20 protein-coding genes are annotated in these 24,125 nt (G+C 45.7%); 15 read left to right on the top strand and 5 right to left on the bottom strand.

The window, feature by feature from the left end; translation table 11 throughout:
- Positions 1-9: 9 nt before the first annotated feature.
- Genes narQ through lptM form a run of 3 tightly spaced genes read right to left on the bottom strand, consistent with a single transcriptional unit; the run spans position 10 to position 3,098 of the window.
- Positions 10-1,710 carry a nitrate/nitrite two-component system sensor histidine kinase NarQ gene (gene narQ / locus HPC38_RS08615; RefSeq protein ID WP_208120887.1) on the bottom strand — a complete coding sequence of 567 codons (1,701 nt, stop codon included), beginning with the start codon at positions 1,708-1,710 and terminating at the stop codon, positions 10-12.
- Positions 1,711-2,964 carry a diaminopimelate decarboxylase gene (gene lysA / locus HPC38_RS08620; protein WP_208120888.1) on the bottom strand — a complete coding sequence of 418 codons (1,254 nt, stop codon included), beginning with the start codon at positions 2,962-2,964 and terminating at the stop codon, positions 1,711-1,713. It abuts the gene before it with no gap.
- 8 nt (positions 2,965-2,972) lie between these two features.
- A complete protein-coding gene (lptM, locus tag HPC38_RS08625) occupies positions 2,973-3,098 on the bottom strand; it encodes an LPS translocon maturation chaperone LptM (protein ID WP_208120889.1) in 126 nt (41 codons plus the stop codon).
- Positions 3,099-3,221: 123 nt separating this feature from the next.
- On the opposite strand from lptM, the gene cyaY reads away from it, so the two are divergent.
- The 5 genes from cyaY to HPC38_RS08650 all read left to right on the top strand — a co-directional run bounded on the left by cyaY (position 3,222) and on the right by HPC38_RS08650 (position 7,772).
- Positions 3,222-3,530, top strand: coding sequence for an iron donor protein CyaY (gene cyaY / locus HPC38_RS08630; RefSeq protein WP_208120890.1), 309 nt, complete (start codon positions 3,222-3,224; stop codon positions 3,528-3,530).
- A gap of 8 nt (positions 3,531-3,538) precedes the next feature.
- Positions 3,539-4,396, top strand: a complete 858-nt coding sequence (gene pldA, locus HPC38_RS08635; protein ID WP_208120891.1) for a phospholipase A — start codon at positions 3,539-3,541, stop codon at positions 4,394-4,396.
- Complete coding sequence (gene recQ, locus HPC38_RS08640) at positions 4,383-6,221, top strand: DNA helicase RecQ (RefSeq protein ID WP_208120892.1); 1,839 nt, start codon at positions 4,383-4,385, stop codon at positions 6,219-6,221. The genes pldA and recQ overlap by 14 nt, the downstream gene beginning before the upstream one ends.
- A gap of 121 nt (positions 6,222-6,342) precedes the next feature.
- Positions 6,343-6,903 (top strand): superoxide dismutase family protein, encoded by a 561-nt coding sequence (sodC, locus tag HPC38_RS08645; RefSeq protein ID WP_208120893.1) that lies wholly within the window; start codon positions 6,343-6,345, stop codon positions 6,901-6,903.
- 107 nt (positions 6,904-7,010) lie between these two features.
- On the top strand, positions 7,011-7,772 hold the full coding sequence (locus HPC38_RS08650; protein WP_208120894.1) for a class I SAM-dependent methyltransferase: 762 nt from the start codon (positions 7,011-7,013) through the stop codon (positions 7,770-7,772).
- On the opposite strand, the gene tsaA is transcribed toward HPC38_RS08650, so the two are convergent.
- Positions 7,769-8,482 (bottom strand): tRNA (N6-threonylcarbamoyladenosine(37)-N6)-methyltransferase TrmO, encoded by a 714-nt coding sequence (gene tsaA, locus HPC38_RS08655; protein ID WP_208120895.1) that lies wholly within the window; start codon positions 8,480-8,482, stop codon positions 7,769-7,771. The genes HPC38_RS08650 and tsaA overlap by 4 nt on opposite strands.
- Positions 8,483-8,586: 104 nt before the next feature.
- Here tsaA and HPC38_RS08660 point away from each other — a divergent pair, with 104 nt between their 5' ends.
- Entirely contained in the window at positions 8,587-9,513 is a 927-nt protein-coding gene (locus HPC38_RS08660) for a 1,4-dihydroxy-2-naphthoate polyprenyltransferase (protein ID WP_208120896.1), read from the top strand.
- Positions 9,514-9,574: 61 nt separating this feature from the next.
- Positions 9,575-10,096 (top strand): ribonuclease E activity regulator RraA, encoded by a 522-nt coding sequence (rraA, locus tag HPC38_RS08665; protein ID WP_208120897.1) that lies wholly within the window; start codon positions 9,575-9,577, stop codon positions 10,094-10,096.
- Positions 10,097-10,171: 75 nt separating this feature from the next.
- On the opposite strand, the gene glpX is transcribed toward rraA, so the two are convergent.
- Entirely contained in the window at positions 10,172-11,185 is a 1,014-nt protein-coding gene (gene glpX / locus HPC38_RS08670; protein ID WP_208120898.1) for a class II fructose-bisphosphatase, read from the bottom strand.
- A gap of 191 nt (positions 11,186-11,376) precedes the next feature.
- On the opposite strand from glpX, the gene zapB reads away from it, so the two are divergent.
- The 8 genes from zapB to HPC38_RS08710 form a co-directional block, all read left to right on the top strand.
- Entirely contained in the window at positions 11,377-11,616 is a 240-nt protein-coding gene (gene zapB, locus HPC38_RS08675; RefSeq protein WP_208120899.1) for a cell division protein ZapB, read from the top strand.
- A gap of 261 nt (positions 11,617-11,877) precedes the next feature.
- The gene (glgB, locus tag HPC38_RS08680; RefSeq protein ID WP_208120900.1) at positions 11,878-14,127 is read left to right on the top strand and encodes a 1,4-alpha-glucan branching protein GlgB; all 2,250 of its coding nucleotides are present in this window, start codon (positions 11,878-11,880) and stop codon (positions 14,125-14,127) included.
- 6 nt (positions 14,128-14,133) lie between these two features.
- Positions 14,134-16,110: a glycogen debranching protein GlgX gene (gene glgX, locus HPC38_RS08685; RefSeq protein WP_208120901.1), complete on the top strand. Its 1,977-nt coding sequence runs from the start codon at positions 14,134-14,136 to the stop codon at positions 16,108-16,110.
- A 56-nt stretch (positions 16,111-16,166) separates the two neighbouring features.
- Positions 16,167-17,459: a glucose-1-phosphate adenylyltransferase gene (gene glgC, locus HPC38_RS08690; protein WP_208120902.1), complete on the top strand. Its 1,293-nt coding sequence runs from the start codon at positions 16,167-16,169 to the stop codon at positions 17,457-17,459.
- A gap of 67 nt (positions 17,460-17,526) precedes the next feature.
- A complete protein-coding gene (glgA, locus tag HPC38_RS08695; RefSeq protein ID WP_208120903.1) occupies positions 17,527-18,963 on the top strand; it encodes a glycogen synthase GlgA in 1,437 nt (478 codons plus the stop codon).
- A gap of 33 nt (positions 18,964-18,996) precedes the next feature.
- Positions 18,997-21,438 carry a glycogen/starch/alpha-glucan family phosphorylase gene (gene glgP / locus HPC38_RS08700; protein WP_208120904.1) on the top strand — a complete coding sequence of 814 codons (2,442 nt, stop codon included), beginning with the start codon at positions 18,997-18,999 and terminating at the stop codon, positions 21,436-21,438.
- Positions 21,439-23,046: 1,608 nt separating this feature from the next.
- Positions 23,047-23,310: an HTH domain-containing protein gene (locus HPC38_RS08705; RefSeq protein ID WP_208120905.1), complete on the top strand. Its 264-nt coding sequence runs from the start codon at positions 23,047-23,049 to the stop codon at positions 23,308-23,310.
- Between the two features lie 12 nt (positions 23,311-23,322).
- A partial coding sequence (locus HPC38_RS08710; RefSeq protein WP_408021849.1) for a Mu transposase domain-containing protein occupies positions 23,323-24,125 on the top strand: 803 nt, incomplete at its 3' end.

Raw genomic sequence — 24,125 nt, forward strand, 5'->3', positions numbered from 1 at the left:
AAAGTGCGGTTAACTTAGGCAATTAGGTAAACATAACCGCACTTCTGTGCCACCCTTTTCTCTTGGCATTATGTTAAGAGTTGCATTAAGTTCTTGGGCACGTTCGGCCATGATATTTAAGCCGTAGTGCCCGCTTGGTTCATGCAGTGAACCAATCCCAACACCATTATCACGCACAATCACTTCATTTTCACCGTCAGCATTAGGGCGTGCAATCACTTCAATTAAGCTGGCATTGGCGTGTTTAATGCTATTGAGTACGGCTTCACGCACAATTTGCAGCAGGTGAATTTGCTGCTGCGCACTCAAAATTTGTGATGGTAGGGCACATTCAAGGGTAATTTTAGCATCACTGTTAGGTTGTAAATTATCAATTACTTCTTGTAATGCTAAAGCAAGATTAGATTCACTGACGGTTAAACGAAACGTCGCAAGTAACTCTCGTAGCTGTGTATAACCATCAGAAAGTGCGGTTTCAAACTGAGAAACAATTTGTAAGCTTTTGGGCGCGTTTCCATCCATTTCTCGTTCGATCGCACGTTTGAGAAGCGTTAATTGAATTTGTAAAAATGCCAGCACTTGTGCCAGCGAATCATGTAATTCGCGCGCAATAATGGAACGCTCTTGCATTAACAATAACTGTTGTTGCTGTTTAGCCAATTGGGCGGAGTATAATGCACGGCCGAGCATTTGCGCAATGTTCTCGATGGTGCGTAAATCAGGGTATCCCTCACCTCGTTGCCAATTCAGTTGACCTAAATTTTGCTCGCCGATGGCGATGCGCGTGATGTGCCACGGCTTATTCTCGTCCACCTCACCCACATCCATATTCCACATTTCATTGCCGTTGAGCAACAAGCGCACCGCTTGCAATGCTTCATTTTGCCGCAACGAGGAAAGGATAATATGTAATCCCTCTTGATTGATATCATGCAAACTCAAACGTTGAGAGGCAAAATAAAGCATTGATAAAGTGCGGTTGATTTGGGTTAAACTGTGCGTTTTTTCATTGACCTGATGCTCTAAACAATCATAGAGTTTTTTCAGATCTTTGGCCATTTGTGTGAACCCGCGCGAAAGCACACCCAGCTCGTTGTCGCTGTCCACATCCAGCGCTAAATGCTCAAATTGGCCATTTTGCACTTGCTGGCTGGCGGTGACTAAACGCCCTAATGGCTCAACTACTTTTTTGCGGCTGTAACCTAAAAGCAAGAAGCCAAAGGCGACCATCAGTAATAATGCGCAGATGTTAGAGTAGATCGCCACCATCAATTGGCGCTCAGAAAAGGTCTGTAAAACGCTGACAAAATGGTCAACTTGATTGACATAATCGCTTAAATGATTGCGATAAGCCGTTTTATTTCCTGCCCGAATATAGCCTTCCATCTCTTGCCAGCGTGAGAGCAAAGTGCGGTAAGCTGTTTGCACTTCATTAGGCACATAGATGTGATTGAGCCGCACCAATGTTGGCGATCGCAGCGTGTCTTGATAAAGTGCAACCCCTGCGCCAACGGCATGGGGCTGATAGTCCATATCGTGTAGCAGGCGGTAACTTTGCATGCGCAATGAGCCTGAAACATTGATCATCTCTGCGTCGGATTGATTACCTACCATGATTACGGTGGTCACCCCAGTGGCCAGCCCTGACAGCAGCACAATCAGCAGTAAATAATAAGCCAGACGTTTAGTCAAAGAATGGCGAAACAGCATTTATTCACACACCAATTGCTCATGCGCCCATAATTCAGGCAAAGTTTCACGCTGGCGGATTAAATGGACTTTGCCTCCATCCACCAATACTTCCGCGGCGCGCGGACGCGTGTTGTAGTTCGACGCCATGCACGCCCCATAAGCACCCGCCGAACGTTGCACCAGCAGATCGCTGGCGCGAATGGCTAAAGTGCGGTTTTTGCCTAAAAAATCACCCGTTTCACAGATGGGGCCAACCACATCATAAACCGCACTTTGGCGATCTAAAGTGCGGTCAGCTTCGATAATCTGCATATACGCCTGATAAAGCGATGGGCGAATCATATCATTCATGCCCGCATCAACAATGGCAAAGTTGCGCTGCTCGTTGCTTTTCAAAAACGCCACTTTGGTCACTAACACGCCTGCATTCGCCACAATGGCGCGCCCTGGCTCTAAAATAATCTCAAGATCGGCGTAATCTTTGAGTTTTGTCAGTAACGCTTTGGTGTATTCACTCGGCTGCGGCGGTGTTTCGCCATTGTACGGCACGCCTAAGCCGCCACCGAGATCAAGGTGTTTGATCGTAATGCCGTCCTCTTTTAAGGCTTGCATGAGCAGCAATAGCCGATCCGTTGCGTCTAAAAATGGTTGCAGCTCTGTGATTTGCGAGCCGATGTGACAATCTAAGCCTTCAATGCGTAAGTGCGGTAACTGCTTGGCCAGCTGGTAGGCGCTGCGCGCTTGAGTGACGCTGATGCCAAATTTATTTTCTTTCAGCCCCGTTGAAATATACGGGTGCGTTTTGGCGTCTACATCGGGGTTCACCCGCAGGGAAATGGGCGCGATTTTCCCCATTTCACCCGCCACGGCGTTGATCAACTCCAGCTCTGCAATGGATTCCACATTAAAGCAGCGAATGCCCACTTCGAGCGCTCGCGCGATTTGATCAGCAGTTTTCGCCACACCTGAAAAAACCACTTTGTGCGGATCACCGCCAGCAGTGAGTACTCGCTCAAGCTCGCCAACCGAGACAATATCAAATCCGGCCCCCATTTTTGCTAGTAAGTTTAAAATAGCAATATTGGAGTTGGCTTTCACCGCATAGCAAATCAAATGTGGGTGAGTGCCAAAGGCGTTGTCAAAAGCGCGGAAATGGCGCACCAACGTGGCTTTTGAATACACATACAGCGGCGTGCCAAACTCGGCTGCCAAATCGCTGATAGCAACATCCTCAGCGTGCAGTTTGTTATCGTGGTATTGAAAAAAATCCATATCAATCCTTATTGGGCTTGGGTTTGCTCAGTGCTGGCGTTATCAGTAGGGAAATAAAGCGCCCCTTTAACCCCGCAACTGACGAGACTAAACAGGCACAAAGCAGCAAGTGCGGTTAACATTGCAGTTTTCATAAGCGGTCCTTTTTTGATAATTTTGGCTATTTTAACCATTAATATCGACAATGTGCTATTACTATTGTTGGAAAGTTGTAAAATGTCTATAATTTAGGGTCAATATCGCATGGAGAGCAAAACATGAATGTGACAGAATATCACCAACGGGTTGAAAAAACGTGGGCAGAGATTGAAACGGCCATCGAAGAACAAGAAATTGATGTTGATTGCGATATACTCGGCTCGGTGTTTTCCATCACGTTTGCTGATGGGCAACAAATTGTGATTAATAAACAAGAACCGTTACTTGAGCTGTGGCTTGCCAGCAAATTGGGGGGCTATCACTTCAAATATCATGGTGGGCAGTGGTTAACCGCTGATCATCAAGAATTTTTCCAACTATTAACTGACGCGCTGGCCGCCTATGGCGAGCAGGTGCGTTTTAACTGAGATGATTTATGCGTAAACTGATAATGTTAACCACCGCACTTTTCCCCTGTGCGGTGCTGGCTGCTGATTTGGCCACCAATGAAACGCCTGTGTATCATTCCAAAACGGAATTAATGCTACGCAAGAGCAAAGATAACTTTTTCTCGCTCGCGCCGTATGAGCAAAACTACATCATGGAAACGTTCAGCAATGGCAATTTCGACATGCAAGACGGCAAAGAGAAAAAGCATGACGAAATTAAATTTCAAATAAGCCTTGGGTTGCCGATTTGGCGTGGCATTTTGGGCGAAAACTCGCTACTCGGTGCCAGTTACACGCAACGTTCATGGTTTCAATTGAGCAACACCATTGAATCGTCACCCTTTCGCGAAACGAACTACGAGCCACAACTCTTTTTAGCATGGTCAACCAAATATGATCTCCCATGGGGCTGGACGCTCAACGACATTGAAACGGGCTTTAACCATGAATCCAACGGGCGCAGCGATCAATTTGAACGCTCTCGCAGCTGGAACCGCCTGTATGCGCGCGTATCCGCTCACAAAGACAATTGGATGGTGGAGTTTAAGCCGTGGTGGCGCATTCCAGAAAAAGCCGACGATGATGATAACCCAGACATTACCGCCTATCGCGGGCATTATGATTTAACCGTGGGTTACAAATATGACGAACATCAAGTCAAACTGACTGGGCATTATAACCTCAAAAGCGGCAAAGGTGGGGTGCTTGCCAATTATAGCTATCCGATCACCAAACAAGTGCGGTTTTATGTGCAGTATTACGGTGGCTATGGTGAATCCTTAATTGACTACAATCGTCGCATTCATCGCATAGGGCTTGGCATTTCGTTAAATGACGTGTTCTGAGTTGACTGACACCCCACAAAAGTGCGGTCAACCAGCCGCGCTGACGGTGTTACGCCAGGTTTTTGGCTATCAAACCTTTCGCACAGGGCAAGAAAGGGCCATTCAAGCCACGTTAAGCGGGCGAGATAGCTTGTTAGTGATGGCAACAGGCTCGGGCAAATCATTGTGCTATCAAGTGCCCGCCTTATGTTTCGACGGGCTAACATTGGTGATTTCCCCGCTGATTTCCTTAATGAAAGACCAAGTGGATCAACTCAAAAGTAACGGCGTGGAGGCAGCCTTTCTTAACTCCAGCCAAAGCAGCGACGAGCAACAGCAGGTGCAATCGCGCGCGATAAATGGCAGTTTGAAACTGCTCTACATTTCGCCTGAAAAAGTGATGACGCAGAGTTTTTATCATTTTATCAGTCAATGTAAATTGAGCTTTATCGCCATTGATGAAGCACACTGCATCTCCCAGTGGGGGCACGATTTTCGCCCTGAATACAGCTTACTTGGCGGCTTGAAAATCAGTTTTCCTGCTGTTCCCATGATGGCACTGACCGCCACCGCCGATCGCACCACACGCCTTGATATTTTGCAACTGCTAAAGCTGGATAATCCTTACGAATACATTGGCAGCTTTGATCGCACCAATATCCGCTACACCTTGATGGAAAAATACAAAGGCGTGGAGCAAATGTGCCAGTTTGTGCTCTCACAAAAAGGAAAGTGCGGTATTGTCTATTGCAACTCGCGCGCTAAAACCGAAAAATTGTGCGAAAGCCTCAAACGCCGAGGCATTAGCTGCGCGCCCTACCACGCAGGCTTAAGCCAACAACAGCGTGAAGCTACACAGCATGCCTTTCAACACGATGATATTCAAGTGGTGGTGGCCACTGTCGCTTTTGGCATGGGGATTAATAAATCAAATGTGCGTTTTGTGCTCCATTTTGACCTGCCTCGCAGCATTGAAGCCTACTACCAAGAAACTGGGCGCGCAGGGCGTGATGATTTGCCCGCAGAAGCGGTGCTGCTGTATGACCCCGCCGATTACGCTTGGCTAAACAAAATTCTGCTAGAAAAGCCTGAAGGCACATTGCGTGAGATTGAACAGCACAAATTGCAAGCCATTGGTGCCTTTGCCGAGGCGCAAACCTGTCGGCGGTTGGTGCTGCTGAACTATTTTGGTGAAAACAAGCAAAAGCCGTGTAATAACTGTGATATTTGCCTCTCGCCGCCAACGCGCTACGACGGCCTTTTAGATGCACAAAAGGTGCTCTCCGTGATTTATCGCACAGGGCAACTGTTTTCAATTCATTATGTGGTGGCGGTGCTGCGCGGGCTGAATAACCAGCGTATTAAAGACAATCACCACGACACGCTCAGCGTGTATGGGCTAGGGCGTGAGCAATCACAAGAATATTGGATCAATGTGATCCGTCAGCTGATTCACCTCGGCTTCATTGAACAGCATATTGCACAACATTCTGCCCTAAAATTAACGCAAGCCGCCCGTGCCATTTTGCGTGGCGAAACCGCACTTTCCCTTGCCACGCCGCGCTTGAGCGTGTCGGTGATGAAAAAAGTGCAGTATCAGCGCGTGAAAAACTATGACAAACATCTGTTTGAACGCCTGCGTTTTTTGCGCAAACAACTCTCCGAAAAGGAATCCATTCCGCCTTATATTGTGTTTAATGACGCCACACTGCAAGAAATGGCACAATTTAAACCCACCTCTCGGCAGGCGATGTTGCAAATCAATGGCGTTGGCGAGCGTAAACTCGAACGCTTCGGCGCCCCTTTTTTACAGTTGATTTGTGAGTATCAACAATCGTCCTATTGACCGCACTTTTGCTTTCAAAATATAAAATGTTAATAGTGGATTACTGTCAAAACTGGAAAATGTCATCTATTTCTTATATCCTAATCCTAGCCATATGGCGCATTGAACAAAAGGAGTGATTATGAAAAAATCTCTATTAAGTGCACTGACATTGACCGCACTGCTCAGTGCCACATCAGCCATTGCCCACGGTGATCACAACCACGATCACAGCAAAGCACTGGAAATCCCAATGCAATTGCTTGACGTAGAAAAAGGCAATCAAGATATTGGTAAAGTTTACATCAGTGAATCCAAATACGGCCTTGTCTTCACCCCTGAATTACACGATTTAACCCCAGGCATTCATGGCTTCCATATTCATCAAAACCCAAGCTGTGAAGCAAAAGAAAAAGAAGGCAAATTAGTGGCAGGCTTAGGCGCTGGTGGCCATTGGGATCCCAAAAACACGGGCAAGCACAGTACCCCTTGGGACGATGACGGGCATTTAGGCGACCTGCCCGCATTGGCGGTGGATCAAGAAGGACACGCCACCAACCCTGTTTTAGCGCCGCGCTTACACGCTTTGGATGAAATCAAAGGCCATGCGTTGATGATCCATGCCCACGGCGACAATCATTCAGACGAACCTAAACCGCTTGGTGGTGGCGGTGCGCGTATGGCGTGTGGTGTTATCAAATAAATATCAAGCTCCCGTTGGGAGCTTTTTTCTTGCGCAGAAATCGTTGGCAATGTGAATCATTTCGCTTATCATAAGATGTATTTTAATTTCACCTTAAGGAATGCAGTATGAAAAAAGACGAAGTGGGGCACAATTTTTTGGCACGGTTGGGCAAAAAACGCTTACGCCCAGGTGGACGCAAAGCCACCCAATGGCTATTTGAACAAGGGCAATTTGATGGGCAAAGTGCGGTATTGGAAGTGGCGTGTAATATGGGCACCACGGCGATTAACCTTGCCCAGCGTTATGGCTGCCACATCACGGGCGTGGATTTGGATGAAAATGCGCTGGCAAAAGCGCGTGCGAATATCGCAAAGTGCGGTTTGGACGAGCTTATCCATGTTCAGCGCGCCAACGCCACCAAGCTGCCTTTTGCGGATGCGAGTTTTGATGTGGTCATTAATGAGGCGATGTTGACGATGCTGCCGATTGAGGCGAAGCGCAAAGCCATTAGCGAGTATTTTCGTGTCTTAAAACCTGGCGGCAAGCTGTTAACCCACGATGTGATGCTGACCCGAGAGCACGATGAGGCGATTATCCAAGATTTGCGCCATGCGATTAATATCACCGTCACGCCGCTAAGTGAGCAAGGTTGGCAGCAGCTCTTTTTAGACTGCGGTTTTGCCCGCTGTGAACACATTAAAGGTGAGATGACGCTACTTTCCCCGCGTGGAATGATTTATGACGAGGGCGTATTGGGCACGCTGCGCATTGTGCGTAACGCGCTGCGTGCAGAAAACCGTGCAACCTTTAAAAAGATGTTTAAGTTGTTCAACGACAAAGAAAAACGCTTGAATTTTATTGCATTGGCCAGCGAAAAAGCGCGTTAAAGTGCGGTGATGGATTGCACACAGGCGCAATGTTCATCTTGAAACACAAAGCGCACATTAAACGCCCAAATGCTTAAGCCATATTCGCGCCCATATTGGTTGTGCTGGTAGGCTGGGCGCGGATCTTGGGTGATCAGCTCAACGATAAACTCCTGCAAATGAGGATACGCGCGAGCCGCTTTGCTTTGCAGAAAACGCTTCGCTTGTGGGCTGAAATGCACGGTTATATTTGAAGGCACGGGTGCCTCGCTGGCGAAACCGCACTTTGCATTCACTTCACTGTCGGCGTAGGCAAGGTATGGCTTAATGTCGAAAATCGGCGTGCCATTGACCAGATCAATGCTGCCAACATGCAACCGCACGCTGCCTTTTTTAATGTGAATCTCTTCCAGCGCCACCAGCGACAGCCCAAGGGCGTTGGGGCGGTGTGTGGCGCGAGTGGCAAACACGCCCATGCGCTGATTGCCCCCTAAACGCGGCGGGCGCACAGTTGGACTCCATTTATGGGCTGGAATTTTATCGAACTGAAAAATCAGCCAGATATGGCTAAACTGCGCCAGCCCGCGCACACAATCCGCGTGGTTATAGGGCGGCAACAGTTCAATTTCCCCTGTGCCATAACGGCTTAATTTGGGTTGGCGTGGTACGGAAAATTTTTCGTTATAAGGGGTGTGCGCAATGGCGATCGGCTCAAGGCAAAGTGCGGTCATACCACTCCTAAATGAATAAAATACCTTGTTAGGTCAATATGCAAGCGTCAATTTAGGGGTATAATATCGCTTTTCAATCGAAAAGTCGTTTTTTAAAGTGAAATATGAATAAATCTCAAATTGCGGTGTGGTTATCCACCGCACGCCCTAAAACGCTGCCGTTGGCGCTGGCGTCTATTCTCACTGGCACCGCGCTGGGCTATGCCGATGGGCATTTTAACGGGGCGATTTTATTTTGGTCGGTGCTGACCGCACTTTTATTGCAGGTGTTATCCAATTTCGCCAATGATTATGGCGATCACCAAAAAGGCTCTGACACGGCGGCGCGTATTGGTCCGCTGCGTGGGATTCAGCGCGGTTTAATCAATGCCCGTCAGCTAAAATGGGGGCTGATTACGGTGGCGGTGCTGGCGTGTTTGTCGGGTTTAACCTTGATTATGGTGGCGTGTCGCACTTGGCAAGATTTGTTTGCGTTTTTGGTGCTTGGTGCGCTCGCCGTGCTGGCGTCGATTACCTACACGGTCGGTAAAAAACCCTATGGCTACATTGGGCTGGGCGATATTTCGGTGTTGACCTTTTTTGGCTGGATTGGCGTGGGTGGTACGTATTATTTACAAACCCATGATGTGATTGGTCCTCCCATTTTTCTTGCCGCCACGGCTACTGGCTTGCTGGCGACGGCGGTATTAAATATTAATAATTTGCGCGACATTGAGCAAGATAAATTGGCGGGTAAAAATACGCTCGCTGTGCGCCTTGAGATGAAAAATGCCAAGCGTTATCACGCCGTATTGGTGTTTGGAGCACTGGCGATTTATATTTATTTGGGCGTGTTTTATGCTATGGCGTTAGGCATGTCAATGCTCCTATGCTTATTGGCATCACCATTGTTGTTGTGGCATTTGCGTAGTGTGTTTCGCTCCACTCGGCCTGAACAGTTGCGCCCGATGCTGGCGCAAATGTCACTTTTGGCATTATTGACCAATGTGCTTTTTAGTCTTGGTATCGTGTTGAGTGACGGTGGGTTTTAATGGTAATTTACCTTGATCGCGTTTATACTAAGAGCCATCATTGATTAAAAAGGACACAACTATGCGTATTGATACATCACAATTGTGCGACATCAACCAAGATCAAATTGATGTGGTTGAGCCAATTTTTTCCAGTTTTGGTGGCCGCACGTCGTTTTATGGCAAAGTGAGCACCGTCAAATGCTTTGAAAGCAATGGGCTTATCGAAGAAATATTGGAAGAAGATGGGCGCGGGCGTGTGTTGTTGATTGATGGTGGCGGTTCTGTGCGTCGCGCACTGATTGATGGGTATCTTGCGCAGCTAGCATTAGATAATGAGTGGGAAGGCATTATTGTGTATGGTGCCGTGCGCCAACTTGATGTATTAGAGCGCTTAGACATTGGCATTCACGCGCTTGCGCCAATTCCTGTGTCAGCCGATGAACGCACCATTGGCGATAGCGATATCCCCGTCAATTTTGCTGGCGTGACCTTTTTGCCCGAAGATTATATTTATGCCGACTTAACGGGCATTATTCTTTCGCCCGAGCCGTTGGATTTAAGTCGTGATGAAATGGAAGACGAGTTTGAAGATGAGGAATAGGTTAAAGTGCGGTTAAACCGCACTTGGCTGGTTTTTCACAACCGCACTTTACCATCAAAGTGCGGTTTTTTGTGCTCAGTTGCCGATTAAACGGTAAAGTTCGCTGTCTTTGCGGTTTAAATAGTGATAAGACTGAATGCGGCGAATGGTGCGCGAACGCCCGCGGATCAGCAAAGTTTCGGTTGTGGCAACGTCGCCTTTGCGATGAATGCCTTTGAGCAAGTCGCCATTGGTGATGCCCGTTGCGGAGAACACCAAATTATCATCGCGCACAATTTGCTCAAGTGTGAGCACCTCACCGACGGGTACGCCCATCGCTTTACAACGTGCGCGTTCTTTGGCAGCGATGGCTTTGTTCTCTTCGCTGTCGCCCTTGACGTTATCACGAGCTAAAAACCGCACTTGCATATCGCCACCGAGTGCGCGAATCGCCGCACCTGCCACCACACCTTCTGGCGCACCGCCAATGGCATAGAGCATATCAACGTTGTTATCTGGCAGGCAGCAGAGAATGGAGGCAGCCACATCGCCATCTGGAATCGCCAGCACTTTTACGCCGAGTTGCTGCATTTGTTTAATCACCGCGTGATGGCGCGGTTTATCAAGCGTGACCACGGTTAATTGAGAGAGTAATTTGCCCAACTTTGAGGCGACACGGCGCAGATTTTGCTCAAGGGGAAGATTAAGATCGATCATGCCTTTCACTTCAGGGCCGACCACCAATTTCTCCATATACATATCAGGTGCGCTAATAAATGTATTTGGACCACCCGCTGCTAAGACAGAAAGTGCGTTGGCTTGCCCCATCGCAGTCATGCGTGTGCCTTCAATGGGGTCAACGGCAATGCAAACATCATCAATGCCGCCTTTGCCGACTTTCTCACCGATATATAACATCGGCGCTTCGTCAATTTCACCTTCTCCGATGACAATTTTGCCATCGATTTCGATTTGATTTAGCATTAAGCGCATGGCTTTCACCGCAGCGTCGTCTGCGGCATTTTTATCGCCACGACCAAGCCAGGCAAAACCAGCAAGGGCAGCAGCTTCAGTTACACGGGAGAATTCAATTGCGAGGGCTCGTTTCATTTTTGTGTGCCTTTTGGTTGGGTTAATGTAGCCGAGGGATAGAATATCCACACAAAAATTCATTTTAGCATAGTGTCTAAATTTTATGTAATAGAATTATCACACCTTTGGTGTGTAATTTTATGTGAAATCTTCGGTGATCTGCGTTAGAATAGGCGTAAGTATTCATTTTACCGAAGAGGATTTACACTATGTCTTTTGACTTGCTCGAACAACTTGACCAAAAAATTAAACAAGCCGTAGAAACGATTCAATTGCAACAACTGGAATTGGAAGAGTTGAAAGGCAAACACGATCAACTGCAAAATGAACTCAATCAAGTGCGCGAAGAGCGGGAAAACCTCAACCGTGAAAAAGAGCGCCTTTATGAAGAGCGTAAAAATTGGGAAGACAAAGTGCGGTCTCTTCTTGGTCAAATTGATAACGTGTAACACCTACTAAACCGAGCGTTCTGCTCGGTTTTCTTTTGCGAATGTCGTCACAGTATTAATTTAAATATATAAAAATATTGTGATCTAAGCCTTAATTTTAAACCTTCCAGATTGTCAAAGTCCGTATTCTGTGCCACCCTGTAGTTAACCTAAAAGAGTTAGCGCAAGTGCGGTTAACAGGTTATACAAATAACAAATCAAGCCAACCGCACTTTTCATCATTCGCTGATGGCGCTGAGCGTTTCAAGATGTGGAGAAAATATGGCTACTTTGGTTGATTTTGCAACAATTGATGCACTATTAAATGGCAAACACGCCGATCCTTTCGCCGTGCTAGGCATGCACGAAACCGACAACGGCATTGAAGTGCGGGTGTTGATGCCTGATGCTTCCAGTGTGACTATTATTGATAAAGAAAGCCAAGATGAAGTCGTTGAGATGGAACGGTTGCATGACGATGGTTTTTTTGCAGTAGTCATTCCTAAACGCCACGATTTCTTTGCTTATCAACTCAATGTGCATTGGGGACACGAAAGCCAATTGGTAGAAGATCCTTACCGTTTCCGCCCGATTTTATCTGATCTTGATAACTGGCTGTTGGCGGAAGGCACACATTATCGTCCGTATGAAAAACTGGGCGCCCATTTCATTGAAATTGATGGCGTGGCAGGGGTGAACTTTATTTTATGGGCGCCGAATGCCAAGCGTGTATCTGTGGTGGGGGATTTCAACTTCTGGGACGGACGGCGTCACCCGATGCGTTTTCACCCTGAAAACGGCCTATGGGAAATTTTTATCCCGAAAGTGGCGCTCGGTGAGCTGTATAAATATGAATTGCTTGATGCCAACGACAATATTCGCCTTAAAGCAGATCCGTTCGCTTTTGCCTCACAATTGCGCCCAGATACCGCCTCGCAGGTCAGCGTCTTACCTGACATTATCCCGATGACGGAGAAACGCAAAAAAACCAATGCCTTTGACGCACCTGTATCGATTTATGAGGTGCATTTGGGATCGTGGCGGCGCAATGTGGAAAACAATTTTTGGCTCAATTATGAGCAGATCGCCGATGAACTGATTCCATATGTTAAAGAAATGGGATTTACCCATATTGAATTAATGCCAATCAATGAATACCCATTTGATGGTTCATGGGGCTATCAGCCCTTAGGACTTTATTCTCCAACCAGTCGTTTTGGTAGTCCGCAACAGCTACTTAATTTTATTCAACGTGCCCACGATGAGGGCATTAATGTCATTCTTGATTGGGTACCAGGGCATTTCCCAAGTGATACTCATGGGCTGGCCTACTTTGATGGTACCGCACTTTATGAACATGCCGACCCGCGTGAAGGCTACCACCAAGATTGGAATACGCTGATTTATAACTACGGTCGTAATGAGGTGAAAAACTTCCTTGCTGGTAATGGACTCTATTGGCTGGAACGCTTTGGGCTAGATGGTTTGCGAGTAGATGCCGTGGCGTCGATGATTTATCGTGACTATTCGCGCAAAGAGGGCGAGTGGATCCCAAATCAATATGGTGGACGTGAAAATATTGAGGCCATTGAGTTTTTGAAACACACCAATTATGTCATTGGCAACGAAATGGACGGTGCAGCGACCATTGCCGAGGAGTCCACCTCGTTCCCAGGCATCACCAATCCGCCAGAAATGGGGGGATTAGGATTCCATTATAAATGGAATATGGGCTGGATGAATGACACGCTCTCTTATATGAAACTCGATCCAATTTATCGCCAATATCACCACGATAAACTGACCTTTGGTATGTTGTATAACTACACCGAAAATTTTATTTTGCCACTTTCGCACGACGAAGTGGTGCATGGCAAAGGCTCATTGGTAGACAAAATGCCAGGTGATGCGTGGCAAAAATTTGCTAATCTGCGTGCTTATTACGGCTATATGTGGGGGCACCCAGGCAAAAAACTATTATTTATGGGCAATGAATTTGCACAAGGTCGTGAGTGGAATTATCAAGAAAGCCTCGATTGGTTCTTGCTCGACGAAGCTAACGGAGGCCCATGGCACAAAGGTGTACAAAATTTGGTCAAAGACCTAAACCACCTTTACACCGCCACACCAGCGCTCTATCAACTCGACTTTGACCCCGCTGGCTTTGAGTGGCTGGTGGTAGATGATGCGCAAAACTCAGTCTTCGCCTTTGCTCGCCGTGATCGTGATGGTAATGAGGTGATTGTGGTGAGCAATTTCACCCCAGTGCCAAGAGAGAACTACCGAATCGGCGTAGCGCAAGCGGGCGAATATCATGAGGTGCTCAACAGTGACTCGCATTTCTACGGTGGTTCCAACGTGGGCAATATGGGCGCGTGCCACACTGAAGCGGTTTCAAGCCACGGCAAAGCACATTCATTGAGCTTGACCATTCCGCCACTGGCGACCATCTTTTTGCAGCGCCAACACAATGAGACCCCAGAGCAGGATGCGACAACACAAGCAGTCGCGCAAGATAAAGATGAAGAGTAAGCGGCTATGGCAGTCATTGGGCGAGTAAAAGCGGGTGTGAGTGCGCCATTGGGGGCATCACATCAGGTGATTGAGGGCGTTGAGGGCATTAATTTTGCGCTCTTTTCTGAGCATGCCACGCTGGTGGAGCTGTGCTTGTTTTCACGCAGTGGACGTGAACATCGTTTTCGTATGCAGTGTGATAATGCACATATTTGGTCGGTATTTTTGGTGGGTATGCAAAGTGCGGTTCAATACGGCTTTCGCGTACATGGCAATACGGATGCGGCGCAAGGTTTGTTTTTTAATCCGCAAAAAGTCTTGCTTGACCCGTATGCCAAGGCGGTATCCCACAAACCGCACTTTGATGATGAATCATTGCTGCTCTTTGATTTTACTAACGATTTAGACAACAGCAGCGTGGCGCCGAAGGCAATGGTGGTGAGCGATGATTTTCGCTGGCAAGACGATGCGCCACCGAATACGCCATGGTCGCAAACCGTGATTTATGAGCTGCATGTCAAAGGCTTTAGCCAGCTTAACGAGCGCATTCCTCAAGCTCTGCGTGGAACTTATGCAGGCCTTGCGCACCCAGTGTCAGTGAATTATTTGAAAGAATTAGGCATTACCGCAGTAGAGCTAATGCCAGTAGCATTTCATGCTGATGAGCTGCATTTGCAACAAAAAGGGCTGAGTAATTATTGGGGTTACAACACGCTTGCTCCGATGGCGGTAGAAAGTGATTATGCCAGCAATCGTGCGGCGGCGCTGAGCGAGTTTAAACAGCTGGTGAAAACCTTGCATCAAGCGGGGATTGAGGTGATTTTAGATGTGGTGTTCAACCACACGGCGGACTCTGACGCCAAGCAGCCAACCTTAAGCCAGCGCGGTATTGATAATAAAAATTACTACTGGTTGGACGAACAAGGGCGTTATCACAACTGGACAGGCTGCGGCAATGTGCTCAATTGCAGCCAGCCCAATGTGCGCCAATGGGTGCTGGATTGCCTGCGCTATTGGGTGAGCGAGTGCCATGTGGACGGTTTCCGTTTCGATTTAGCCACCGTGCTTGGGCGTGAACCGCACTTTAATCGTGATGCGGCGCTGTTTCAGGCGATTGCTGAAGACCCTATTTTGCGCGAGAAAAAGTTCATCGCCGAGCCTTGGGATATTGGCTGGGGCGGCTATCAGTTAGGCCATTTCCCGCCTTATTTTGCGCAGTGGAATGACCGTTTTCGTGATGATATGCGCGCTTTTTGGCTGCATTATCGTGGCACAATGGGGCTATTTGCTCAACGCTGGAGTGGCTCAAGCGATATTTTTCAAGCCCGCAGTTTGCCGTTTGCCAGCATCAATTATATCTGTTCGCACGACGGCTACACCGCCCACGACTTAGTTACTTATGAGCAAAAATACAACTGGGCGAATGGCGAAGAAAATCGTGATGGCCACAACGACAACATCAATAACAATTTTGGTGTGGAAGGGGAATGTGATGATGTCGTTATTAAGCAAAAACGCCAAGCCGCGCTCCAAGGTATGCTGGCGACCGCACTTTTAGCACACGGCACACCGATGTTGTTAAGTGGTGATGAACTCGGGCACAGCCAGCAAGGCAACAACAATGCCTATTGCCAAGACAACGCCACCACATGGCTTAATTGGGCACAAGCTGATTGGGCACTATATGACTACGTTAAAGCGCTCATTGCGCTGCGCAAGCAAATTGCCGCACTCAATCAATCTCAATGGCTTGATGACAGCCAAGTGGCGTGGTTTGACTGCGCGGGCATACCGATGAGCGTTAGCGCATGGGAGGATAGTCAGTCAATAGGTTTTCAAATTTTATTGAATGAGTGCTGGTTGCTGTTAATTAACCGCACTTATGAACATCAGCACTTTCAACTAATTGAAGGCCAATGGCATAGTGTGTTAGCACCTTTAGAGAGTATTCAGAATAGTGTTGAGCTACCAAGTGCAGGAATTTATGTGTTTACTCGGTAAATCTGGTTGTATTACCGTGCAACGTTGTTATTTTGGTATTTAACGAGGAAAAAGTTATGGACGAGATTTTGAAAAAATCACCAAGTATGTTACGCATCACTGATGATACTTTGGTGCTCATTTTGGCAGGGGGTCGTGGCTCACGTTTGTATGAATTGACAGATAAACGCGCCAAGCCTGCGGTGTATTTTGGGGGATCTTGTCGTATTATCGACTTTGCCCTATCCAACTGCATCAACTCCAATCTCAATCGTATTGGCGTAGTGACTCAGTATATGGCGCACTCACTCTTGCGCCATCTTCAACACGGTTGGTCATTCCTACCGCGTGAACGCAATGAGTTTGTTGATATGCTTCCAGCGCGCCAACAATTAGATGACAGCACATGGTATCGTGGTACAGCTGATGCAGTGTATCAAAACTGCGATATTATGAAAAATCACTACCGCCCGAAATATGTGTTAATCCTCGCAGGTGACCACATTTATAAAATGAATTATGCGCAAATGCTGCTTGATCACGTTTCCAGCGGCGCAAAATGCACCGTTGGCTGCATTGAAGTCGAAAAAGAAAAAGCCACTGAATTTGGCGTAATGGCGGTGAATGAAAATTTACAAGTAACCGACTTCATTGAAAAACCAGCTAATCCACCAACAATGAAAGGTCGTCCAGATACATCTCTTGCCTCAATGGGGATTTATGTATTCGACGCCGATTATTTGTACGACATTTTAGAGCGCGAATTTGTTAAACCAGAATCCAGTCATGACTTTGGTAAAGACATTATCCCACAAGCGTTAAAAGAAGGTGTGCTGTATGCGCATCCGTTTAGCCGTTCTTGCATGGGGCGCAACCCTGAAGGGGAAATTTACTGGCGTGATGTGGGCACTTTGGATGCTTTCTGGGAAGCCAATATCGATCTTGTGACCGAAAATCCACAATTAGATATTTTCGATCAACGTTGGCCAATTCGTTCTAACCCAAAACAAACCTTCCCATCGAAGTTTTTCTACAAACATTTGCGCAAAACCCGTGCACTAGACAACTCGATCGTGGCGGGCGGTTGTATCATCAACGATGCAATTATCAGTAACTCAGTATTGTTCGATAATGTGGTGGCAGAAGAAGGTTCACAGGTGGAATATTCTGTGATTTTGCCAGAAGTGACTATTGGTAAAGATGCCGTGATTAAACGTGCCATTATTGATCGTCACTGTGTTATCCCTGAAGGCATGGAAATTGGTGTTGATTTGAGACTCGACGCTGAACGCTTCCGTGTTAGTAAAGGAGGCGTGGTATTGGTCACTGAACGCATGTTGAGAAAGTTGCAACCTAGCGACGCCAAATAATAAATCCGCTAAACCGCACTTTGCATCGGTAAAGTGCGGTTTTTCATGACAAAAATTAGGACGTATTATGAGAATTTTACACGTTTGTTCGGAGTTATATCCACTACTGAAAACAGGGGGCTTGGCAGATGTGACGGGCGCTTTGCCGTTTGCACAACAACAAAATGGTGATGATGTGCGCGTGCTGATGCCCGCCTATCCTGCTGTGATCGGCGGCTTGCCACCGTCCACCGAGGTGGGCACCTACGCCACCTTTGCCGGCTGGGTCACTTTGCGTTATACCGACTACAATGGCTTAGGGATCTATTTAATTGATGCACCGCACTTATATCAACGCGAAGGCAATCCGTATCACGATCAGTGGTATAATGATTATGCTGATAACTATAAACGCTTTGCATTGTTGGGCTGGTTTGGGGCTGAATTGGGTGCAGGATTAGATAGCTGGTGGAAAGCCGATGTGGTACACGCCCACGACTGGCATGCTGGCATGGCGTGCGCCTATTTGGCTGCGAAAGGCCGCCCAGCCAAATCCGTGTTTACCATCCACAATCTTGCCTATCAAGGCATGTTTAGCTTTCATCATATGTATGAAATTGGTTTGCCACTGGAGATGTTTAACGTCAACGGCGTGGAGCTTAATGGGCAAATTTCTTACCTCAAAGCGGGGCTTTATTATGCCGATCACGTCACCGCCGTAAGCCCAACTTACGCCCGCGAAATCACCACCCCTGAATATGCCTATGGGCTTGAAGGGCTGTTGTCTACATTGATGTATGAGGGGCGATTAAGTGGCGTGTTAAATGGAGTGGATTACAGCATTTGGAACCCCGCCATTGACGGCGCGCTGCCAGCGAACTATCAGCTGGGTAATATGAAAGGCAAAACTGAGTGTAAGCTTGCACTGCAACGCGCATTTAATCTGCCTGAAAATAAAAATGCACAAGTGTTTGTCATGGTCACTCGCTTAACCGCCCAAAAAGGCGTGGATATGCTGCTTGAAGCGTTACCGCACGTGCTCAATGACAATATGCAGTTTATTTTGCTTGGCTCTGGGGATAGTTACTTTGAAGAGGCATTTTGTCATTTGCGTGACAATTTCCCTGAACAAATTGGGGTTGAAATTGGCTATAACGAAAAACTCTCTCACTTGGTCATTGCGGGGGGGGATGTGATTTTAGTGCCAAGTCGTTTTGAGCCTTGTGGATTAACACAACTATATGGGTTAAAATATGGCACCTTGCCATTAGTAAGAGCAACGGGCGGGCTTGCGGATACAGTCGTAGCCAGCCATAAAGACAGTATTAAACAACGAACAGCCACCGGCTTTGTGTTTGAACATGCCAATGCACAAGGGTTAATTTGGGCATTTGAGCAGGCGCAAACATTGTGGCGTGCTAAACCGCAATGGTACAAAGTTCGTATTGATGCGATGGAAGCGGATTTCAGCTGGAATATCGCCGCTGAGAAATACGCTGTAATTTATCACAGTTTATTTAATTAACGACATTACACTCATCAAAAGGAAGTTAATCCAATGGTTAATCCAATTATCCACCCAACGCCGCAGGACAGCGTTGAAGGTGTGAAAAACTCTATTGTTTACAAACTGATCTATGCTATCGGCCGTGACCCAAGTGTGGCGAGCCAACGTGACTGGCTTAATGCAACCTTACTTGCCGTGCGTGATTTAGTGTCCGATGGCTGGCTAAAAACACAACGTGCCACGCAATCTCAAGGCTGCCGCCGCGTGTATTATCTTTCAATGGAATTTTTAATGGGACGCACGCTCTCTAACGCTATGATGGCAGTGGGGGTATATGACACCGTGCGCGAAGCACTGGAAGAGCTTGGCTTGGATGTGGAAGAAATTATCGAAAAAGAAGTCGATCCAGGTTTAGGTAACGGTGGTTTAGGCCGTTTAGCAGCATGTTTTCTTGATTCCATTGCCACCTTAAATCTGCCAGGTATGGGCTATGGTATCCGTTATGAATACGGTATGTTCCGCCAAGAAATTGTCGACAGCCAACAAGTTGAACGCCCAGATGCATGGCTTGAAAAAGGTGTACCATGGGAATTTGTACGCCCAACTAAACGCTATATTGTTGAGTTTGGTGGCCACATTGAATGTGAAACTAACGATGGCAAATGCAACTGGGTTGATACTACCCAAATTACCGCACTTGGCTATGATCAAATCATCCCAGGCTATGAAACAGAGATGTCTAACAGCTTGCGTTTATGGTCTGCCAACGCAGGTGACGTGTTTGACTTAAACAAATTTAACCGCGGCGACTATTTTGCGGCAATGGAGCAACAAAACAGCTCTGAAAATGTCTCCCGTGTGCTTTACCCTGACGATTCCACTTACGCTGGCCGTGAACTGCGCTTGCGTCAAGAGTATTTCCTTGTATCAGCCTCATTACAAGATATTTTGCACCGTCACTATTGGGAATATAAAACCTACGATAATCTCGCTGAAAAAGTGTCTATTCACTTAAACGATACTCACCCAGTATTGGCTATTCCTGAATTGATGCGTCTTTTAATTGATAAAGAGGGTTTCAGTTGGGAGAAAGCGTGGGAAATTACTCAAAAAGTTTTCTCCTACACCAATCATACTCTGATGGGCGAAGCATTAGAAACATGGCCAGTGGATATGATGGGCGCGATTTTGCCACGCCATTTAAAATTGATTTTGGAAATCAATGAAACATTCTTAGAAAGCATCAAAGCACACACTGCCAAAGATCCTGACCTTATTCGTCGAGTATCATTAATTGACGAAAACGACGGGCGCAAAGTGCGTATGGCATGGCTTGCCGTTGTTGCCTCACACAAAGTTAACGGTGTGGCTAAACTACACTCGGATTTAATGGTGAAATCTATTTTTGCTGATTTTGCTAAAATTTATCCTGATCGCTTCTGTAATATGACCAACGGGATCACCCCGCGTCGCTGGATTGGTGTGGCTAACCCTGGGCTTTCTGCGGTATTCGATCAATACATTGGACGTGCTTGGCGCAAAGATTTAAGCCACCTCACTGAGCTTAAACAATATGCTGACTTCCCGAAATTTATGCAAGAAGTGCGTGAAGTGAAAAAAGCTAATAAAGTGAAATTGGCCAACTACATTGCCCATAATCTGAACATTGTGGTCAATCCAGATTCACTGTTTGATGTGCAAATCAAACGTATTCACGAATATAAGCGTCAATATTTGAATTTGTTACACATCATCGCGCGTTACAACACCATTTTACGCAATCCTGAGAAAGATTGGACACCGCGCGTGTTTATCATCGCGGGTAAAGCAGCGTCGGCCTATTATGCAGCTAAACAAATCATTCGCTTGATCAACGACGTAGCCAAAGTGATCAACAACGACATGCGCGTGCATGACAAACTGAAATTGGTGTTTATCCCAAACTACAGTGTGAGCTTAGCGCAATTAATCATTCCAGCTGCTGATGTGTCAGAGCAAATTTCACTGGCTGGAACCGAGGCATCAGGTACGAGCAATATGAAATTCGCTCTCAACGGTGCGTTGACAATCGGTACGCTCGATGGCGCGAACGTGGAGATTTTGCAAAATGTGGGCGAAGAAAATATCTTTATCTTCGGTAACACTGTTGAGCAAGTTGAAGAGTTACGCCGCAATGGGTATAACCCAGCGCAATACTATGAAAACGACCCACAACTGCGTGAAGCAATCCAGCAAGTCACCAGTGGCTTCTTCAACCCTGAAGAGCCTGGTCGTTATCAGTCTTTCTCACCGTTTAGCGATTTCTATCAAGCCTTTGCGGATTTCCGTAGCTATGTGGATACACAAGAAAAAATTGATGAAATCTACCGCGATCAAGATGTGTGGGTAGCTAAAGCGATCCAAAATATCGTCAACATGAGTTACTTCTCATCCGACCGCACCATTCAGGAATATGCCGATGAAATTTGGCATTTAAAACCTGTAAAACTGTGATTTCATATACAGTTGATCAAAACGGCGCTTAGCGCCGTTTTTTATTGTTTTTTAACCGTACTTTGAGCTTCTTCTCTCAAACACTATCACCAAACCAGTCAATAAAGCAGATAAAATCACTGTTAATTGATAAGAGAAATAAATCCATAGATCCTAATAGATAATAAATCATAGAAAATAGATCAAATCGAAGTGGTTTTAAGTACGGAGCATATTCTGGTCAGTATAATTCTCAAACTCCTTAATAGCATCAATCACTCGGTGACCTGTATACAGGTATACCATGTGGTAAGCACTTTTAGTGCTAGCACATCATACAAGAGTGCGGTCAACTTTAGTGCCGATAGTAAATATTTAACCACTCAGTATCGCCATCAAAGCTGTTATAAATAACGTCCACCTACAAAGTAGTTTAAACTAAATGACTTAGCTACTAAGTTTAATTATATTAAACATTATTTAAAAACCTTAGTTTGACGGAAAGATTAACTACTTATTATAAAATTAAAAGGCATCTTATAAAAAATATTTATCGATTAACTTAATATATTAGCACTAAATTATAACCTTTAAATTTAGTAACTACGTGAAGAGAAGATTATAAAACCAATGAACTTCAATAAATTTACAAAAGAGTATCAACAATACCCCAATAAGAGTCTATCATAAGGTAGTGACCAATATATTAAAATTTATGTTCATAATTTTTATGCTTCCATGTAATCAAATTACATTGTTAGTTAGAAAAATATTTTCCAACTTTATCTATTTAGATAGTGATATAGACGTAATTTCACTACTAGAATTTAGATAACATTTCAAAATCAAACTTGATAGAGAAGGTGTATATGAGAGAGAGCTATAAGTACAATTAGAGATAGATTTACGGTTGCTCATGAATTATCAGATAAGTGAAGGTAATTCTCAAATGAAGATTAGTGCTATGGCTACTATTCTCTATAAAAAATAGAGTCAAGTTTACCAGTGGTTTTCCGCAAGATAGACTCAGATAAATGCACTAAGAGTAAAACACCGTCTAAGGCGAATTCCTCTATGTAACAGTCCTTAAAGAAACACACTTTTGGCTTTATTATTGGCGATAGTATTATTTTTACTCTATTGGCTGCTGAAATAAAGTCTAAAGTATGGTTACAATGACTAGTTAGCGAGATCTACTTGGAGATATATGGGCATGTTTAAAATAGGGCTTAAATAGAATAAAGTGTGAGGTACTGATTAATTTTGCATAAGAGAAAGAAAAAAATTTGGCTCGGAAAAAGTTGAGAGAACCCCCTATTTATGGGGCTTTGTTGTATTTATAGGGTGGGTTGTTATGCAAAAAAGAATTTTTTGAAAATGGTCAAAAATGGGCGAAAAGTGAAATTTATTTTGCATGCTTTGAGCGGTGTTTGATCGGTTTTTAAAAGGGTTTTAAACGATTTTAAAAATTCTTGTAGCCCCGCATTACTTGCCCTACGATTCTCAAGTGTGTTAATGATCATGCAAAAATGAGCCAGGCAGACGCACTAAGATCATCGAAAAGTGATCCACTGCGTTTTTTGATAAACTCCTTGTTATTTAAACAGGGAATAACCTGGTATGCTTTGTATGGAAACGATCTTAAAAATTCGCCGTCTTTATCATAAAGATGGCCTCTCACAGCGTAAAATTGCTGAAAAACTTCGACTTAGCCGTCGTACCGTTAAAAAATATCTCAACACTATTGAGATGCCACAGTACCAACGTCAACACACAGATGCGCCTAAGTTAGGTCCTTATAAGGCGCTGTTAATTGAGCGCCTTCAAGTGCACATTTTCGATTGTGCCACTCTCGCGCTTATTATGTTCGTGCTTATTTTAGGCAGACCTTAGAAATGCTAATGGATGCCCATAATCACGCCTTCGCCTATTTCGGTGGAGTCCCATCACGGGGGGTATGATAATCCTAAGACCATCGTCAAACAGATAAAACGAGGTAAAGAGCGGACTTTTAATGACGGGTTTTTAGCGATGATGAACCATTTTCTTATCGAACCAGTCGCCTGTACACCTGCCTCTGGGTGGGAGAAGGGGCAAGTCGAGCGACAAGTCCAAAATTTACGTAAACGTCTTTTTCGTCCTTTACTCGTTTTTTCTTCCCTAGCAGAACTCAATGAGTATTTAAGCGATTGGTGCGCAAAACAGATTAAAACCCAGCCTTGGATTGAAGATAAACAACAGACTATTGCTCAACGTTTGGAAAAGGAACGCGAAATACTCTCGCCTTTTAGACCTTACTTAGGTTATCGAACCACACGCTTACTCGTTAATACCTCTGCGCTCGTTCTGTTTGACTCTCATCGTTATAGTGTACCTTGCCATTTATGTGGAAAAGAAGTGATTGCTCAAATTGAGGCTGAAGAGGTCGTTCTTGTTTACCAAAATCAAATTATTGCTCAGCATCCGCGTCAATTTATTAAGGGAGGAACCAGTTATAATCCCCTTCATTATCTCTCTGCTTTAAAACAAAAGCCCGATGCATTACGTCATGGGGAACCTTTTCAGGGTTGGGCGTTGCCTCCAGCCATTAAAACCCTTCAACACCATTTACTTAAACAGCCGCGAGGAGATCAAGCGATGGTGAAAGTATTAAGCTTGATTGCAGATTTTGGTGAGCCTAAAATTGAAAGCAAACATGTGGCACTTTC

Origin of the sequence: Spirabiliibacterium pneumoniae (assembly GCF_014884995.1) — a bacterium.
Taxonomy (GTDB): Bacteria; Pseudomonadota; Gammaproteobacteria; order Enterobacterales; family Pasteurellaceae; genus Spirabiliibacterium; species Spirabiliibacterium pneumoniae.

What these genes read in the sequence shown, in the direction of transcription:
- pldA (WP_208120891.1), top strand. Translation starts at nt 3,539, where the DNA reads ATGCGTAAACTGATAATGTTAACCACCGCACTTTTCCCCTGTGCGGTG.
- HPC38_RS08705 (WP_208120905.1), top strand. Translation starts at nt 23,047, where the DNA reads ATGGAAACGATCTTAAAAATTCGCCGTCTTTATCATAAAGATGGCCTC.
- cyaY (WP_208120890.1), top strand. Translation starts at nt 3,222, where the DNA reads ATGAATGTGACAGAATATCACCAACGGGTTGAAAAAACGTGGGCAGAG.
- lptM (WP_208120889.1), bottom strand. Translation starts at nt 3,098, where the DNA reads ATGAAAACTGCAATGTTAACCGCACTTGCTGCTTTGTGCCTGTTTAGT.
- sodC (WP_208120893.1), top strand. Translation starts at nt 6,343, where the DNA reads ATGAAAAAATCTCTATTAAGTGCACTGACATTGACCGCACTGCTCAGT.
- narQ (WP_208120887.1), bottom strand. Translation starts at nt 1,710, where the DNA reads ATGCTGTTTCGCCATTCTTTGACTAAACGTCTGGCTTATTATTTACTG.
- glgP (WP_208120904.1), top strand. Translation starts at nt 18,997, where the DNA reads ATGGTTAATCCAATTATCCACCCAACGCCGCAGGACAGCGTTGAAGGT.
- glgB (WP_208120900.1), top strand. Translation starts at nt 11,878, where the DNA reads ATGGCTACTTTGGTTGATTTTGCAACAATTGATGCACTATTAAATGGC.
- glpX (WP_208120898.1), bottom strand. Translation starts at nt 11,185, where the DNA reads ATGAAACGAGCCCTCGCAATTGAATTCTCCCGTGTAACTGAAGCTGCT.
- glgC (WP_208120902.1), top strand. Translation starts at nt 16,167, where the DNA reads ATGGACGAGATTTTGAAAAAATCACCAAGTATGTTACGCATCACTGAT.
- recQ (WP_208120892.1), top strand. Translation starts at nt 4,383, where the DNA reads ATGACGTGTTCTGAGTTGACTGACACCCCACAAAAGTGCGGTCAACCA.
- lysA (WP_208120888.1), bottom strand. Translation starts at nt 2,964, where the DNA reads ATGGATTTTTTTCAATACCACGATAACAAACTGCACGCTGAGGATGTT.
- HPC38_RS08650 (WP_208120894.1), top strand. Translation starts at nt 7,011, where the DNA reads ATGAAAAAAGACGAAGTGGGGCACAATTTTTTGGCACGGTTGGGCAAA.
- glgA (WP_208120903.1), top strand. Translation starts at nt 17,527, where the DNA reads ATGAGAATTTTACACGTTTGTTCGGAGTTATATCCACTACTGAAAACA.
- glgX (WP_208120901.1), top strand. Translation starts at nt 14,134, where the DNA reads ATGGCAGTCATTGGGCGAGTAAAAGCGGGTGTGAGTGCGCCATTGGGG.
- tsaA (WP_208120895.1), bottom strand. Translation starts at nt 8,482, where the DNA reads ATGACCGCACTTTGCCTTGAGCCGATCGCCATTGCGCACACCCCTTAT.
- HPC38_RS08660 (WP_208120896.1), top strand. Translation starts at nt 8,587, where the DNA reads ATGAATAAATCTCAAATTGCGGTGTGGTTATCCACCGCACGCCCTAAA.
- zapB (WP_208120899.1), top strand. Translation starts at nt 11,377, where the DNA reads ATGTCTTTTGACTTGCTCGAACAACTTGACCAAAAAATTAAACAAGCC.
- rraA (WP_208120897.1), top strand. Translation starts at nt 9,575, where the DNA reads ATGCGTATTGATACATCACAATTGTGCGACATCAACCAAGATCAAATT.